The organism is Tunturibacter psychrotolerans, assembly GCF_040359615.1.
GTDB lineage: Bacteria > Acidobacteriota > Terriglobia > Terriglobales > Acidobacteriaceae > Edaphobacter > Edaphobacter psychrotolerans.
The window spans coordinates 3,552,517-3,567,791 of sequence record NZ_CP132942.1 but is presented as its reverse complement, the minus strand read 5'-3'; the positions used below and the strand labels follow the sequence as shown (position 1 = coordinate 3,567,791).

10 protein-coding genes are annotated in these 15,275 nt (G+C 58.8%); 5 read left to right on the top strand and 5 right to left on the bottom strand.

Features of this window, described 5'->3' with window-relative positions:
* The first annotated feature begins 78 nt into the window (after positions 1-78).
* Both RBB77_RS14800 and RBB77_RS14795 read left to right on the top strand, forming a co-directional pair.
* Positions 79-2,082: a DUF3857 domain-containing transglutaminase family protein gene (locus tag RBB77_RS14800; protein ID WP_353062517.1), complete on the top strand. Its 2,004-nt coding sequence runs from the start codon at positions 79-81 to the stop codon at positions 2,080-2,082.
* Positions 2,083-2,155: 73 nt separating this feature from the next.
* Positions 2,156-4,189, top strand: a complete 2,034-nt coding sequence (locus RBB77_RS14795; RefSeq protein ID WP_353062516.1) for a DUF3857 domain-containing protein — start codon at positions 2,156-2,158, stop codon at positions 4,187-4,189.
* A 20-nt stretch (positions 4,190-4,209) separates the two neighbouring features.
* On the opposite strand, the gene RBB77_RS14790 is transcribed toward RBB77_RS14795, so the two are convergent.
* Positions 4,210-5,787 carry a hypothetical protein gene (locus tag RBB77_RS14790; protein WP_353062515.1) on the bottom strand — a complete coding sequence of 526 codons (1,578 nt, stop codon included), beginning with the start codon at positions 5,785-5,787 and terminating at the stop codon, positions 4,210-4,212.
* A 408-nt stretch (positions 5,788-6,195) separates the two neighbouring features.
* Positions 6,196-6,540, bottom strand: a complete 345-nt coding sequence (locus RBB77_RS14785; protein WP_353062514.1) for a hypothetical protein — start codon at positions 6,538-6,540, stop codon at positions 6,196-6,198.
* Between RBB77_RS14785 and RBB77_RS14780 the strand changes: the two genes are divergently transcribed.
* The gene (locus tag RBB77_RS14780) at positions 6,539-7,558 is read left to right on the top strand and encodes a lysylphosphatidylglycerol synthase transmembrane domain-containing protein (RefSeq protein WP_353062513.1); all 1,020 of its coding nucleotides are present in this window, start codon (positions 6,539-6,541) and stop codon (positions 7,556-7,558) included. The genes RBB77_RS14785 and RBB77_RS14780 overlap by 2 nt on opposite strands.
* 178 nt (positions 7,559-7,736) lie before the next feature.
* On the top strand, positions 7,737-9,752 hold the full coding sequence (locus RBB77_RS14775) for an arginine--tRNA ligase (protein ID WP_353062512.1): 2,016 nt from the start codon (positions 7,737-7,739) through the stop codon (positions 9,750-9,752).
* A 24-nt stretch (positions 9,753-9,776) separates the two neighbouring features.
* On the opposite strand, the gene RBB77_RS14770 is transcribed toward RBB77_RS14775, so the two are convergent.
* The 3 genes from RBB77_RS14770 to smpB form a co-directional block, all read right to left on the bottom strand.
* Entirely contained in the window at positions 9,777-10,238 is a 462-nt protein-coding gene (locus RBB77_RS14770; protein ID WP_353062511.1) for a GNAT family N-acetyltransferase, read from the bottom strand.
* A gap of 17 nt (positions 10,239-10,255) precedes the next feature.
* Positions 10,256-11,812, bottom strand: coding sequence for a leucyl aminopeptidase (locus RBB77_RS14765; protein WP_353062510.1), 1,557 nt, complete (start codon positions 11,810-11,812; stop codon positions 10,256-10,258).
* Positions 11,813-11,875: 63 nt separating this feature from the next.
* A complete protein-coding gene (gene smpB / locus RBB77_RS14760; protein WP_353062509.1) occupies positions 11,876-12,415 on the bottom strand; it encodes an SsrA-binding protein SmpB in 540 nt (179 codons plus the stop codon).
* Positions 12,416-12,615: 200 nt separating this feature from the next.
* On the opposite strand from smpB, the gene RBB77_RS14755 reads away from it, so the two are divergent.
* Complete coding sequence (locus RBB77_RS14755) at positions 12,616-15,204, top strand: cohesin domain-containing protein (protein WP_353062508.1); 2,589 nt, start codon at positions 12,616-12,618, stop codon at positions 15,202-15,204.
* The last annotated feature ends 71 nt before the right edge of the window (positions 15,205-15,275 follow it).

Sequence of the window (15,275 nt, the reverse complement as noted above, 5' to 3'; positions counted from 1 at the left end):
CTCTCAAACGTACACAAATCCTGTCACGCAGCCCGGCGTCTGTTCTTCGACGGTGGGGCCGATAGTGTATCGAAGACCATGAACCTACGAACGAACCCGCAAGCCGAGCAAGTGCGCAAATCATCCCTGTATCTCTCAGTCACCCTTCTCCTGATCAGCGCTCTACCCGCACTCGCCTCCAAACCCGACAGTGTTCCCGACTGGGTCCGCACTGCCGCGCAGCAGAAACTTCCACAGTACCCGCCCAACACCAACGCAGTAGTCCTTCTCGAAGACACTACCTACACCGTGGCTCCCGATGGCAGCGCCACCGAGCACTTCCGCAGCGTCGTCAAAATCCTGCGCCCGCAAGGCCGTGACGAGGGCATCATCGGCGTCCCCTTCGACAAGGACACCAAGATTCTCTCGATGCATGTCTGGAGCATCGGCCCCGATGGACACGAGTACGCCGTCAAAGACAACGAGATGGTCGAGCTCGGCTACCCGAACCAGGGCAGTCTCTTCGAAGACCTCAAAATCAAGGCAGCCAACGCACCCGCCCGTGACCCCGGCGGCGTCGTAGCCTACGAGTACGAGCAGCGCACCCATCCTTACCTCACCGAAAAGACCTGGTTCTTCCAAAGCGAGCTCCCTCGACTCAATCAGAGCTTCACCCTCGAACTGCCTCCCGGCTTCACTCACGGCACGGTCTGGGCTCATAGCAAAGAGACCGCAGCCATCGACCTCGAACATCAGCGCTGGCGTTGGGAGATGAAAGACACTCCCCCCATTGATCTCGAACAAGTCGAACTGCGCCCATCGGAGTTCTCTCTCGAGGGCCGTATGACAGTCCACTATGCCGGACCAACTCTCCCCGCGCCCACTGAGGGCACCTGGCAGAGCATCGGCGAGTGGTATCAGACCCTGGCAAAAGACCGCCTCACCGCCACACCCGAGATCGCGACCAAAGCGAAGGAACTTGCGGGCGACAAAACCGATTTCTACGACAAGACGGAAGCTATCGCCGAGTTCGTTCAGAAACAGGTCCGCTACTTCGTCATCGAGATGGGCATCGGTGGTTACCAACCGCACTACGCCGCCGACATCTTCCGCAACCGCTACGGCGACTGCAAAGACAAAGCCACCCTGCTCGTCTCGATGCTCTCTACGATAGGGGTCCACGGCGCTCTCGTCATGGTCGACGACCGCCGCGGAGTCGTCGATCCCGACGCCCCTTCAATCGTCGGCGACCACATGATCTCCGCTATCGAAATCCCGAAGGACTACAACTCGCCGAAGCTTCGCAGCGTAGTTACCTCAAAGTCCGGTCGCCGTTATCTCATCTTCGACCCCACCTGGGACAAGACCGCCTTCGGTCAACTTGAGAACAACCTTCAGGGTGGCTACGGAGTCCTGATGGAGGGCCACGACAGCCAGATCATCGGCTTTCCTGTTCTTCCTCCCGATCTCAACACAGTCCGCCGTACCGCCGTCTTCCAGTTGCAACCTGACGGCTCGCTCAAAGGCACTGTCATCGAGAAGCGCTTCGGCGACCTCTCTGAACACCGCCGCGACCTGTATACCAGCGGAGATGCCAAAGAGCAGACGAAGTACCTCGACCATCTTCTCGGCCAGGACTTCACCACCTTCAGCGTCTCCGACTTCAAGGTCCAGAACGCCGAGGCTCTCAACAAAGACCTCACAACCTCCTACTCCCTCACCGTCGACCGCTTCGGAAAACCCATGGGCCCTCTGATCATGGTCCGTCCCCGCGTCCTCGGCAGCGATCAGCTCTACGCCGATCGCAAAGAACGAAACAACATCCCCATCAACCTCAACGAAACGATGCAAGAGCAGGACGACTACACCATCGAACTCCCCACAGGATACGTCGTCGACGAGATACCCGATCCCATCAAGCTCGACCTCGGCTTTGCCTCTTACGAAAGCTCTAGCGTTGTTAAAGACCACACTCTCCACTACACCCGCACCTACACCGTCCGCGAGGTCACTCTGCCCGCTGACAAATATCCCGATGTCCAGCAACTCTCCGGCGTCATAGCAGCCGACGAACAAAGCAAAGCGGTTCTCAAAAAGCAGTAAATCCAGTTCAACAAAAACCAACAAAGAAAACATTAGCTCCGGTACAAGAAGCAAAACGAACAAGGAATAAACCATGAACGAAACTTCACGCTGTCGTCTATGCTGCTTTTCTCTTTTCTCTGCCTTGGCTCTCTTCGCTACACCCCTCACCCACGCTCAATGGACCGTCCCCACCCCTGAAGAGCTCTCGATGACCTCTCAGCCTGAGGTGCCTGGTGCCCCAGCGGTCTATCTCTTCCGCGAAGAGACTACCGAAGATAAGCTGCATATGTTCAGCACCTACGTCCGGCTCAAGGTCCTCACCGAACGCGGCAAAGAGAATGCCAACGTCGAGCTCAATTACATGCACTATAGCGAAGGCAGCTCCATCGTCATCGACAACATCGAAGGCAGAACCATCCACTCCGACGGAACCATCATCCCCTTCACCGGCAAACCCTACGACAAACTCGTCCAAAAGACCCAAGGTCTGCGGGTGATGTCCAAGGTCTTCACCCTGCCTGACGTCGAGGTGGGCAGCATCATCGAATACCGCTACAAGCTTCGGCTCGACGACAACTGGTTCATGGCGCCGAAGTGGTTCATCCAGTCCTCCCTCTACACCCGCAAGGCCCACTACGCCTGGAGACCCACCGACCAGCAGTTGATCTCGGACGAAGACGGTGCACCCTCCACCTCCATCTCCTGGACCAAAATCCTTCCTGCCGGCGCGCAACTGAAACAGACCCAACTTCCCGCAACGGGCCTCTCAAATGGCCAGTACATCTTCGATCTCGACGTGCATGATGTCCCCCCCGCTCCCGAGGAGGACTACATGCCACCCACCTCCAGCTTTACCTACCGCGTCCTCTTCTACTACTCCGCTTATCGCTCCCCGGATGATTTTTGGAAGAACGCAGGCAAGCATTGGGCGAAGCTGCAGGACAAGTTCATCGGGCCTTGCCCTGCAGTCTCCGCCGCCGTTCGCGACCTCGTCCTCCCGACGGACACGCAGGATCAGAAGCTTCGCAAGATCTACGCTGCTGTGATGAGGCTCGAAAACACCAACTACACACGCGAACACTCCACCGCAGAAGAGAAGTCGCAGGGCCTCAAAGAAGTTCGCAACACAGACGATATCTGGACTCGCAAGCGCGGCAACAACGACCAGATCACCGCTCTGTTCGTCGCCATGGCGCGCGCAGCCGGCATGAAGGCATATGTCGGCGTCGTCACCAATCGTGACCGAAGCCTCTTCTACCGCGCCTACCTCAGCATGTCGCAGCTCAACGACGACATTGCCATCGTCAACGTAGACGGCAAAGACGAGTTCTTCGACCCAGGCTCCCGCTACTGCCCCTACCAGCATCTCGAGTGGAAGCACAGCCAGACCAGCGGGCTTCGTCAGGTCGACGGCGGATCCGGTTCGCTCGAGACTCCCGGCGAGCCCTACACCTATTCAAAGATCCTTCGCGTGGCCGACCTGAGCATGGACGAGCACGGCGAAGTCTCCGGCATCGTAAAGATGACTTATATAGGCTCTCCAGCTGTTTATTGGCGACAGCGCGGCCTCGTCGGCGACGACGAAAGTCTGAAACGCGAACTCCGCACCCTCGTCGAAAGCCTCATGCCTGCCGGAGCCGACGTCAAGGTCACCTCCATCGACAAGCTCCAGGACTATGACCAGCCCCTCGTCGTGAACTTTCAGTTCAAAGGCGCGATCGGCTCCGCAACCGGCAAGCGCCTGCTCGTTCCTGCAGACGTCTTCGAAACCAATACCAAACCCACCTTCCCGCATGAGAAACGAGATATCCCTGTCTACTTTTCCTACGCCCTCATCAATCAGGATGCTGTCCGCATCAAGTTCCCACCCAACTTCTCCGTAGAATCTCTTCCCACGAGCGACAAGATGACCTTTCAGAAGTTTGCTGTCTATTCTCTGAACTCCGAGTCCACTCCGAACAGCTTCACCATCCGTCGCGACTACTTCCTGGGAGAGATCTACTACAAGACCGAGGAGTATCCCGAGCTTCGCGGCTTCTACTCAAAAATGGAGACCAAAGATCAGGAGACCGTCATCCTCACCACCACACCCGCCGCCAACAAACCAACCCCGGCAGGGAACTGAAGCCAGTGGCCGCCTGTCCCTCAAGGTAGGCGGCACACCTTAACCGCATCATTTTCGTAAGCGCAACCAAACCCCGTCGCAGCCTTTCGCTCCAAAACGACCCACGTCGCGCCAATCGATTTCAACGCAGCAAATCGTCCGGCATCTGACTCCCTCCCAAGCCCTGTCTGCAGTGAAATCCCCTGCGACCACTCCTCCGTGAGTGCGGGCTTGTTCGAAGCGGTTCCACCATCCTTCGAGTAATCCGGAAGAGAACTCCGTTCCGCAATCGCGCGAAAGCCCTGTGCATCTTCGCCGTCAATAACCGAGTAGTTCGCGTCCATCGCAAACACCGCATCCTTCGGGGTGTTCTTTCTGATCCAGAGAAACGCCGTCTCCCAGCGATTCCCTCCGTCGCCTGCGTTCCAGGTCAACGAGTCCGGAAGTTCAAGATGCTTCGAAGCAGGGAATGTCGCACGGTTGATCAGCAGCGTCACAACCGCCAACATAGAAAACGCTGCCACCCAACGCCACGCCGGTCGTCGCAACACTCGTTCCCCCAACGCCGCTCCCACAAACAGAATCATCACCACATAGACCAGTTGAAAGTTCCGTAAAGGCTGCAGCCGTGCCACCTGGTGCACCGCGGCGCCTTCCCGTGCAAACAGCGTCGCCACCACAATCGCCGTCACTCCGGACACCATCGCAACACGTGCCAGGCCAACCCGTGCCGCGTCGACGCCACGCCCTCGTCCCCGGGCCACAACCCCAAGAATCATCAGGGGTGCCACCAACCCAACCAACTCGTACCAATGCCATTGGCTAAGAAACCAGTAACTCCGCGTCAGCATCACCCTCTGATACTCCGCGCTCTCCACTGGCGACGCCAACTGGACCCCCGCCGCCGCCGCCACTGCAGTCAACCCGAGCCCCACGGTCCACCACACACGCACCAGCCGGTTCGTCGATAGAACCGCGCACAGCAGCAACACCGATCCCACCGCATAAGCACCCATTAGAGGATGCATAAGCCCTGCCCCAACCAACGCTCCGCAACAAAGAGCTAACCCTCGCCGCCGCTCTCCCGGCTCTCCTTCCATCTCAGAACGCGGCAACAAAAACTGCAACGCACCCACCAGCGCCAACAGCGCACAAGGAGTCGAAATACTTCGCGCCGTCACATATGGATCCATCAGCATCAGCGACGTTCCCGCAATTGGAATCGTCAACCACACCGCCAGCAGTGCCACCGCCCCGCCTCTCGCCTCTCGCGACGTATAGCAACGGGCCGCCAGCAACCACGCAGCAAACAACGTCACCCAGAAGCTTGCCAAATGGACCAGCAGCAGTACCACCTCCAGGTTCAAACGCGATTCGCGGACCAGTCCGGCCATCAGCGACGCAAACACGGAGTACCGCAGGTGCCCCACCACAAACTCTGCCCCAAACGAATACAGCCCTGGATCGAGTAGCCGCTTTATTTCAGGAAGATAAATGCCGCCATCTTCGGCATAGGGATGGTAGCCATGGATCAGGAACGCAAAAAACGTCAGCGCAGTCACCAGCGCAGCCGCAAAACCTCGCTCCCGTCGGTACTGCTCAAGTTCCAGCTCTACCAAAGAGAGCTGTGATCCTATTGATGTAGCCAAATACCTGTTACTCCCGACGCGGGTTTATCTCCGCCGCATGCTTTCCGTCTTGAGTGCCTGCAAATCTAAACACATACAAGCGCACTTTGTTTCGAGGTTAAATGCCACACGACTTCCGAACTTGGAATAGCACGCAGATTTAGACGTCCAAATACCCAATGAGCCTACATCCTGCTCTAAATTAAAAGAAAAAATCGTACGAGCCCGCATTCTAAGAGCGCTCTCATCTCATTGTGCCGTGAGTTGGTACTCCGATTGCCCTACAAGGGCACAGTTGGTCAAACGAAACGAAGGGAACAATTCAAGGAGAGAGCGCGCGTTATGCACATTCACGGCAACCCAGTCAGCCAGCCTGCCCCTGCTGCGACCCAATCCACCTTACAGGCAATCGAGGCCAGAAAAGCCGCCGCCGAAGTGCGTCGAAAGCTCACCAGTTTTGCCGCCACCGACGACGGTGATGTAGTCTCCCGTGTCGAAACTCAAGCTGAAGCCGACCCTCAAAGCAGAAAAAATCCGCAGCAGGACGAGGAGGCCTTCCGCAGCGTCTTCTTGTCCGTCTCCGCTTAGCCTGTCAGTCCAGCCACCCTGCGAGATGCTTGCAACGATGTAAGAGACCGGCAACATACAGACGATACAATCGAAGCTGCATGCTTCATCGTCCCTTACATTTCCTGGTCTCTCGCGAAACGACACATCGCCCGCTGTCCACCCGGTTGCCCGCATGAGCGCCGCCGCCAATAGCCGCAACCTGCTGAAGACCATTCCTGGCCTGCTCATCAGCGCCTTCTTCCTCTGGTACACCTTCCACAACATCCATCTTGACGAGTTCCGTGCTCTCCGCGCAGCTCATCCTGTATGGATCCTCGGAGTCCTCGGCTTCACTATCGCCAGCTACACCCTGCGTTGCGTTCGCTGGAGCCAGATGATGCCGCGCAACGGTCGTTCCCTCCGCGACCACTTCGCCGTCTGCGCCCGAGTCCTCATGACTTCGCTCGCCGCCAACAATATCCTGCCTCTTCGGATTGGCGACATCATGCGCATCTTCACCTACGCCGACGACCTCGGCACCTCTCCCTCCATCATCCTCAGCACCGTCATCCTCGAAAAGCTCCTCGACATCTTCGTCCTCGTGCTCATGTTCGTCGCAACTGTAGGCAACATCGCTACGCCGCACCTCCGCCTCATTGCAAACATCTCGCTCGCCGTCTCAGGCATCGGCCTGCTCATCCTTCTCGTAGCGGCACGCAGCCTGCAGGCTCCGGTTCAACGCCTCTTCGCCCGTTTCCCCGCCGGGCCGCTGTTGAAAAAAATCGAACACTGGATCACGCTCGCGCTCGATGCTACAGGCCGCCTGGGTGTCACCGGGTCCCTCCTGCTGCTTCTTCAGTCGGTCATCATCTGGACCTGCGAGGGAATGATCTTCCTCTCCGCTCTCCGTCTCCTCGGCCTATCGGTCGACGACATCGCTGCATGGCTCTCGGTCTCCTTCGCCAACCTCTCCTACCTCATCCCCAGCTCTCCCGGAGCCATCGGCCCCTTCGAGCTCGCCGTTAAAACCTCACTCGTAAATCACGGTGCTTCCATCTCTCAAGCTGCAGTGTTTGGCCTGGCCATTCACGTTTGGATGCTCCTCGCGGTTACCGGAGCGGGTGGCGTTATCTTCCTCACTCACCGCATCCGTATCCACAACCACAAGCCCCTGCTCGAAGAGATTGAAGATCTACCGGTCGAAATGCCATAGCAGACGAGAGATCAAATAAAAGCCGAGCAACGCGAGGCCCCTCGCCAATCGTGCCACTCCGACCGGTACACACGCCACGAAGTTGCCGCCCCACGCGCAGTGGACCCGTCCGGCAGGACACATCTTCCCCAAGCCTCTAGTAAACTGAACCCATCTTCCAGAGTGGTGACCCCTAAGCATGTATCGCACAATCCAGCAGTCTTTGTTGGCCCAAATCCAGGCCATCCTTCTAGCGAAGTACGACGTCACCCTGACCAATCTCGTGGTCGAGCAGCCGCCCAGCATCGCCCTCGGCGAACTCGCCCTCCCCGTCGCCTTCGAACTCGCCAAGCGCCTCCGCAAAGCCCCCCGCGCCATCGCCACCGAACTCGCAGCCGAGCTCACCGCGGCCCTTCCATCGCTCGAAGGCATCGCGAGCGTAGAAGTAGCCGGCGCAGGCTACCTCAACATCCGTCTCGACCGCGCCGCCACCGTCCGCCGCATTGCCGCCGACCAGCACGCCGACATCGGCGGCCCCGGCTTCCGCCTCGTCGAGCACACCAGCATCAACCCCAACAAAGCCGCCCACATCGGCCACCTCCGCAACGCCATCCTCGGCGACACCTTCCAGCGCCTCCTCCGCCCCGACCGCTTCAAAACCGGCTACGAAGTAGGCGTTCAGAACTACATCGACAACACCGGCGTCCAGGTCGCAGACGTAGTCGTAGGCCTCGTCTACCTCGAAGGCAAAACCCTCTCCAGTACCCGCGAACTCCTCACCGAACTTATCGAAACCAACCAGCGCATCGACTTCTACTGCTGGGACCTCTACGCCCGCGTCTCCCAGTGGTACACCGCCGACGCCGATCATCTCGACGCCCGCAAGCAGATCCGTCTCGACACCCTCCACGCGCTCGAGATGGGAAAAAACGACACCGCCGACATAGCCGACCTCATCTCCACCGCCGTCCTTCGCCGCCATCTCGAAACCATGCAGCGCCTCAACATCGAATACGACTTCCTCCCCCGCGAAAGCGAGATCCTCTCCCTCCACTTCTGGGACGCGGCCCGCACGCTCATGCTCGAAAAAGGTGTCCTCTATCTCGAAACCGCCGGCAAAAACAAAGGTTGTTACGTCATGCGCCGGGCAGGTTCCGCTGAAGAAATCGCAACCGAAGACTCCAGCCTCCCCGACGAAGACGCCAAGGTCATCGTCCGCTCCAACGGCACCGTCACTTATGTCGGCAAGGACATCGCCTACCACCTCTGGAAGTTCGGCCTCCTCTCCGGCAAGGACTTCGGCCATCTAAAATTCAATCAGTATCCCGATCGCTGCTGCTGGATCTCCGCAGTCCACGGCGAAACCCCACACCCAAGCTTCGGCCACGCCGACGCCATCTACAACGTCATCGACTCCCGCCAGAACGACCCCCAGAACAACGTTATCGCGGCGCTCCGCGGCATGGGCTACACCGAAGCCGCCGACCGCTACACCCACTTCAGCTACGAGATGGTCGCCCTTACCCCCCGCTGCGCCGTCGAACTCGGCTACGCCATCAGCGAAGAAGATCAGAAAAAATCCTACATCGAAGTCAGCGGCCGCAAAGGCTTCGGCGTCAAAGCCGACGACCTCCTCGACCGCCTCATCGCCGCCGCAAAATCCGAAGTCGATACCCGCCACCCCGAGATCGAACCAGCCGAGCGCCTCACCATCGCGACCCAAATCGCAGTAGGCGCTCTCCGCTACTTCATGCTCCGCTTCACCCGCAACACCGTCATCGCCTTCGACTTCAAAGACGCCCTCAGCTTCGAAGGCGAAACCGGCCCCTACGTCCAGTACGCCATCGTTCGCGCGGCCAACATCTTCCGCAAAGCGAACACGACCGCAGCCGCATCCCTCGCAGTCATTGCCACACTAGACCTCTCCAACATCCTCGACACCGAAGAGGGAAGCAGCCTCTGGGAGACCTGGCTCCTCGCCTCAAAACTTACCCTGCTAATCGAGCAGTGCATCGCCACTGCCGAGCCAGCCTATCTCGCCAAGTACGCCTTCCAGTTGGCCCAACAGTTCAACAACTTCTACCACCGCCACCACGTCCTCAACGAGACCGACCCCACCCGCAAATCCCTCCTCCTGGCCACTGCCGCAGTAGCCCAACGCGAGATGACCCGCGCCCTCGACTACCTAGGCATCGAAGCCCCCCCAGTTATGTAACCAAACCGCGCACGTACTTCGCGGTCAATCAGCGGCTGAGCGCAGACTCTTTCGAAGAAATACCGTCGCCTGCGGATTATCGTTGTACCGCGCGCACGGTTGATAGCCTCTCCGGACGTAAATCCGAAGAGCATCTTTCAGATCATCCTTACTATCCAGATACACCCAATTGGCAGCCTTCTCGAGTGCGTACTCCTCCATCGCATCCAGCAAGGCTTCTGCGATCCCGCGTCCCCTAAATTGCGGTCGAACATAAAGCCGCTTGCACTCCGTCGCTGCCTCGATCGTCGGTAGCGGCCGAAGCACAACGCAGCCTGCAGGCAACTCATTCACGAATGCGATCCAAAGCCCCGAGGATTCATCCGACAGATAGCCGGCAATCGCCGCAGGCGTATCTCTCTTCATCACGTCCACAGCTTCGTAGTATTCATTCAGCAAAAGCTCCGCCTCGATCCTCTGAGACGGAGTTGCACGAATGATCTTCATTGAAGGGTCCGCCAAGGCTAAGCCGCGTAAGCCCGCACCCACTCCAGAATCGACCGCACCGCAATCCCACTCGGCCCATTCGCAAGCCAGGGCTTATTCTCATCATTCCAGGCACATCCAGCGATATCCAGATGCACCCACGGCGTCTCACCCACAAACTCCTTCAAGAACATCGCCGCCGAGATCGCCCCACCCCAACGATTCGCGCCCGTATTCCTCATATCCGCGATATGGCTCTTGATCTGATCCTTGTAGTCATCGGTGCAGGGAAGTCTCCAGAACTTCTCGCCCGAGATCTTCGCGGCGTCCGTAAACTTCTGCCATGTCGCTTCATCATTCGAGAACAACCCAACATTCACGATTCCCAAAGCCACAACACAAGCTCCCGTCAACGTCGCCGCATCGATCAGATGCGTACAACCCAGCGTCTTCGCGTAATGCAACCCATCCGCCAGCACCAGCCTGCCCTCAGCGTCGGTGTTAATTACCTCAATCGTCTTACCCGACATCGCCGTAACCACATCGCCGGGCCGATATGCCTTTCCATCCGGCATATTTTCCGCCGAGCACACAATGCCGATCACCTTCACCTTCGGCTTCAACTGTGCAATCGCCCGCATCGCGCCGATCATCGCCGCCGCCCCAGCCATGTCGTACTTCATCTTCTCCATGCCGTCGCCAGGCTTGATCGAGATCCCACCCGTATCGAACGTGATTCCTTTGCCCACCAGCCCAAGCACCGGCGAGTCCGCACCAAACGACTCGCCCTTACCCAGCTTCGGCTCATACGTCATGACAATCAATGCCGGCGGCTGTTCCGAGCCCTGCGCCACCGCGGCAAATGCACCCATCTTCAGCTCCTGCAGCTTCGCGGTCGAGTGCACCTCGCACTTCAAGCCCACCTCTGCACACATCGCCGCGGCGCGCTTGCCCAGCTCTGTCGGAGTCAAAACATTTCCCGGCTCATTCACCAGCGTTCGCGTAAAGTTCTGCGCCGCTGCAACAATCAAGCCTGCATCAAAGCCTTCCTGTATCTCTGCCCTCGTAGACTTCTCCGCTTCCTTCGCGATCACAGAAAGCGCTCGTACCGATCGGTCTTTCCGTTCACTCCGGTACGTATCCCAGTCCAGCTCCGCCACCTCCGCGCCTTCCACCAGCACACGCGATAGCAGCATGCAGGGCAGCGTCTCCAGATGTTCGTCATCCAACGCATGGTCTTCAGGAAACGCAATCGCCAGCTCTCTTACTCCAAGAGGTTTGGCCGCACGCACCGCGGTCCCGGCACCCTTCCGAACTTCATCGACTGACAGCCCCTTCGCCTTCCCCAGCCCGACCACCAGCAACCGCTCCGTCTTCAACCCGTTCGGAGCATGCAATAGCAACGTCTCGCCTGCCGCCGCCTTGAACTCGCCAGACGCCAACACCTTCGCCGCAGCACCCGCCACCGCATCCGAGGTCGTCAGCAAAGCCACCACAGGCTCGGCATCTTTGCCTACAGCAATATCCACGGCAAACACAGCCAGCATTGGCGTCTGAAAACTGGCAGCATCCTGAAAAAGTAGCTTCGTGTCCATGCATCTATCGTAACCCGACTGCATGTTGATCACTTTGCAACTAGAACTACAACGAAAGTAGAGCTACCCTCGTTGGCTCCTCGCTACCGCTGCTTTCGCCTCGTTATCGGCCTCGCGCTTGCGTTCGGTTGCGCGCTTGTCGTACTCCTGCTTGCCCTTGGCCAACGCAATCTCGCACTTCACACGCCCATTGCGAAAATAAAGCCGTGTCGGGATCAGCGTAAATCCCTTCTGCTTCGTCATACCTTCCAGCTTCCGCACCTCGTTCTTATGCAGCAGCAGCTTCCGAGTACGCAGCGAATCATGGTTCATCGCATTCCCATGAGAGAACGGTCCGATGTGCGCGTTCAGCAGAAAACATTCGCCGTCCTTCAGCAGCCCATAGGCGTCCTTCAGATTGGCTTTACCCTCGCGGATCGATTTCACCTCGGTCCCACGCAACGCCACCCCGGCTTCAAACTTATCGGTCAAAAAATAGTTAAAACTCGCCGACCGGTTGAACGCAGCGTCTCTCTTACCCGCCGCCACCGGGTCGCGGTCTTTCTCCTTCACCACCGGCTTTGGCTGGTGGGCGGCTGTCGTGTTGGACATAGAGCGTGGCATGCAATCTCTTACTTTAACATGCCTGCAACTTTCGTTTCACCGGGCGGACGCGAAACGCGTCTAACCACAACCCTGGTTCGTCAGTCATACCTGACGTCATGAGTCACTAAAATCTCTGCCACCGTGAGCCGTGCTTTCAAAACGACCGTAGACATTCACGGTTCCTACAAACTTTTTTGACGAGGTCGACTTTGGAGCGAATGCTATACTCACCCGAGCGCGACAGCCTGGCAGGCACGGCCCCCACAGGCAGCGCCGAAGCCGGAAAAATCTTCCCGGCGGGCGTTATCTCCGGCAAACGCCACAATCTTTACGGTGTAAAGGACGAAAACGGAAGCAGCATGGGTCGCCTGTACAAATCAATCAGCAAACTATCGACATCGCTTCGTCGCGTCCTCCCTGCTTTGCTCCTTTGCGGCATCGCGGGCCTAAGCACAGCGCGTGCCCACGCCCAGTCAGCTTCCACATGGGACAAGCGCGGTCAGGACGCTGAGGCGCGCCAGGACTTTGACGCCGCCTACGAGGACTATCACAACGCCGTCCTCAAAAAGCCCAAAGACCTTCGCTTCAGAGAGCACTTCGATCACATGCGGTTTCAAGCCGCCGTCTCTCACGTCGATCGCGGTCGCGTCCTTCGCCAAAGCGGTGATCTCAACGGCGCACTCACGCAGTTCACCCGAGCCCAACAGATCGATCCCGGCAACCAGGCAGCCGCGCAGGAGATCGATGCGATCCAGAAACAGCAGCAGATCGATCGCGACAATACTCCTCAAGCCAAAGAGCAGATGTCGCAACAGAACGAGACCCTCAGCACTATCGGATCCATCTCCGGCCCCGTAGAACTCAAGCCCGTCTCGAACGATCCCATCACGCTTCACATGGTCGAAGACGTCAAGGTTATCTATGAGGCCATCGGCAAAGCAGCCGGCCTCAACGTCCTCTTCGATCCCGACTACAGCTCCAAGCGCATCCCCGTCGACCTCACCAACGTCACCCTCTCAGACGCCCTCCGCATCGTCGGCACCATCTCCGGCACCTTCTACAAGGCCATCACGCCGAACACCATCTTCGTCGCTACCAACTCGCGCACCAAGCGCACCGACCTCGACGAGCAGGCCGTCCAAACCTTCTATCTCACTAACGCGAGCCAGCAGAACGACGCGAATGAAGTCGTCATCGCCATCCGCAACCTGCTTGATCCGAGCGTCAAGATCTATCTCGTTCCCAGTCAGAACGCCATCGTCATGCGCGCCACGCCCGATCAGCTTCTCCTGGCGCAGAAACTGCTGAACGATCTCGACCGCGCCCGTCCCGAAGTCGTCGTCGACGTCGCCGTCCTCGAAGTCAACAAGAACGTCGAGCACAACCTCGGCATCACTCTCCCCCAATCCATCACTCTCACCCCACAAGCCAATCCGAACTCCACTACGAGCAGCAGCAGTAGTACGGGCACCAGTACAGGCTCCACCACCACCTCCGACTTCACCCTCAACACCCTCGCCCACCTCAACGCGAACAACTTCGCCGTAAGCATCGGCGGTGGCACCCTCAACGCGCTGCTCAGTGACGCCGACACCCGTGTCCTCCAGAACCCCAGCATCCGCGCCACCGACGGTCAGCGCGCGACCATGAAGATTGGATCGAAGATCCCCGTCGCCACCGGCTCCTACAACGCCGGCGTCTCCACCGGTGTCGCCAGCATCGGCGTGCAGACCCAGTTCACCTACATCGACATCGGCGTCAATATCGACATGACCCCCACGGTCCACTACGACCGCGAGGTCACCCTCAAGATGAAGATCGAGGTGCTCTCCCAGATCAACACCGTGACCATCAGCGGAGTCTCCGAACCCGTCATCGGTCAGCGCACCTCGGAGCAGGTCATCACCCTCAAGGATGGCGAGCCCAGCCTCCTCGCCGGCATCATCACCAAATCCGACTCCCTCAACATCAACGGCACTCCCGGCGTCGGCGAGATTCCCATCCTCAAGTACTTCTTCACCTCTCGCGACAAGATCAACGACAAGACTGAAATCGTCTTCATCATCATCCCCCACATCGTTCGCGAATCGGTCCTGACGCGCGTCAACGTTCGCCCCATCGACACCGGCACCGGCCAGTCGATCGAGCTGCGTCGTGATGTCTCTGCCAACGACCACAACTCCGAGCCGGTATACGCTAATGGACCGCGCTCCGCCAGCAGTCCAACCAGCGCCGCCAACGCTGCCAGCGCCATGGTCCAGCAGCTTAGCCAACAGGCCCAGCCCGCCGGTCCGCCAGCCTCCTACGTCCCCGGTGCGCAGACTCCAGAGACACCGCCCGCAAGCCAGCCTCCTGCCAACCAGACTCCCGCTCCAGCAGCAGTCCCAGGCGCCGGCCCGCCCATTAGCTTCACGGTCGTCCCGCCCGACTCCACCCAGGCCGTCGGAAGCACCTTCCAGGTCGCCGTCATGCTCGGCAACGGACACGACGTGTTCTCCGTTCCGCTCCAGCTTCAGTTCAACCCTGCACTCCTGCAGCTCGTCAACGTCGACGCCGGAACCTTCCTCGGCAAGGACGGGCAGGCAGTCTCGCTCGTTCACCGCGAAGACAAAGGGCTAGTCGCTATCTCTTCCATCCGTCCGCCCAACACCGCCGGAGTCAGCGGAACAGGCAGCCTCTGCACCCTCACCTTCAAGGCCATAGCTGCCGGCGACTCCTCACTCTCACTCGTCAAAGTCGGCGCTCTCAACAGCGCGCAGGCCAATCTTCCGGCCGTCGGTTCGCAGGCCGTGGTGCATGTCAAGTGACGCTTTGTACCAACCCGTGTGCCTCACGGCCCACCGAGAGCTTGCAGAAGGATTCAAGCTCACGGGCGCGG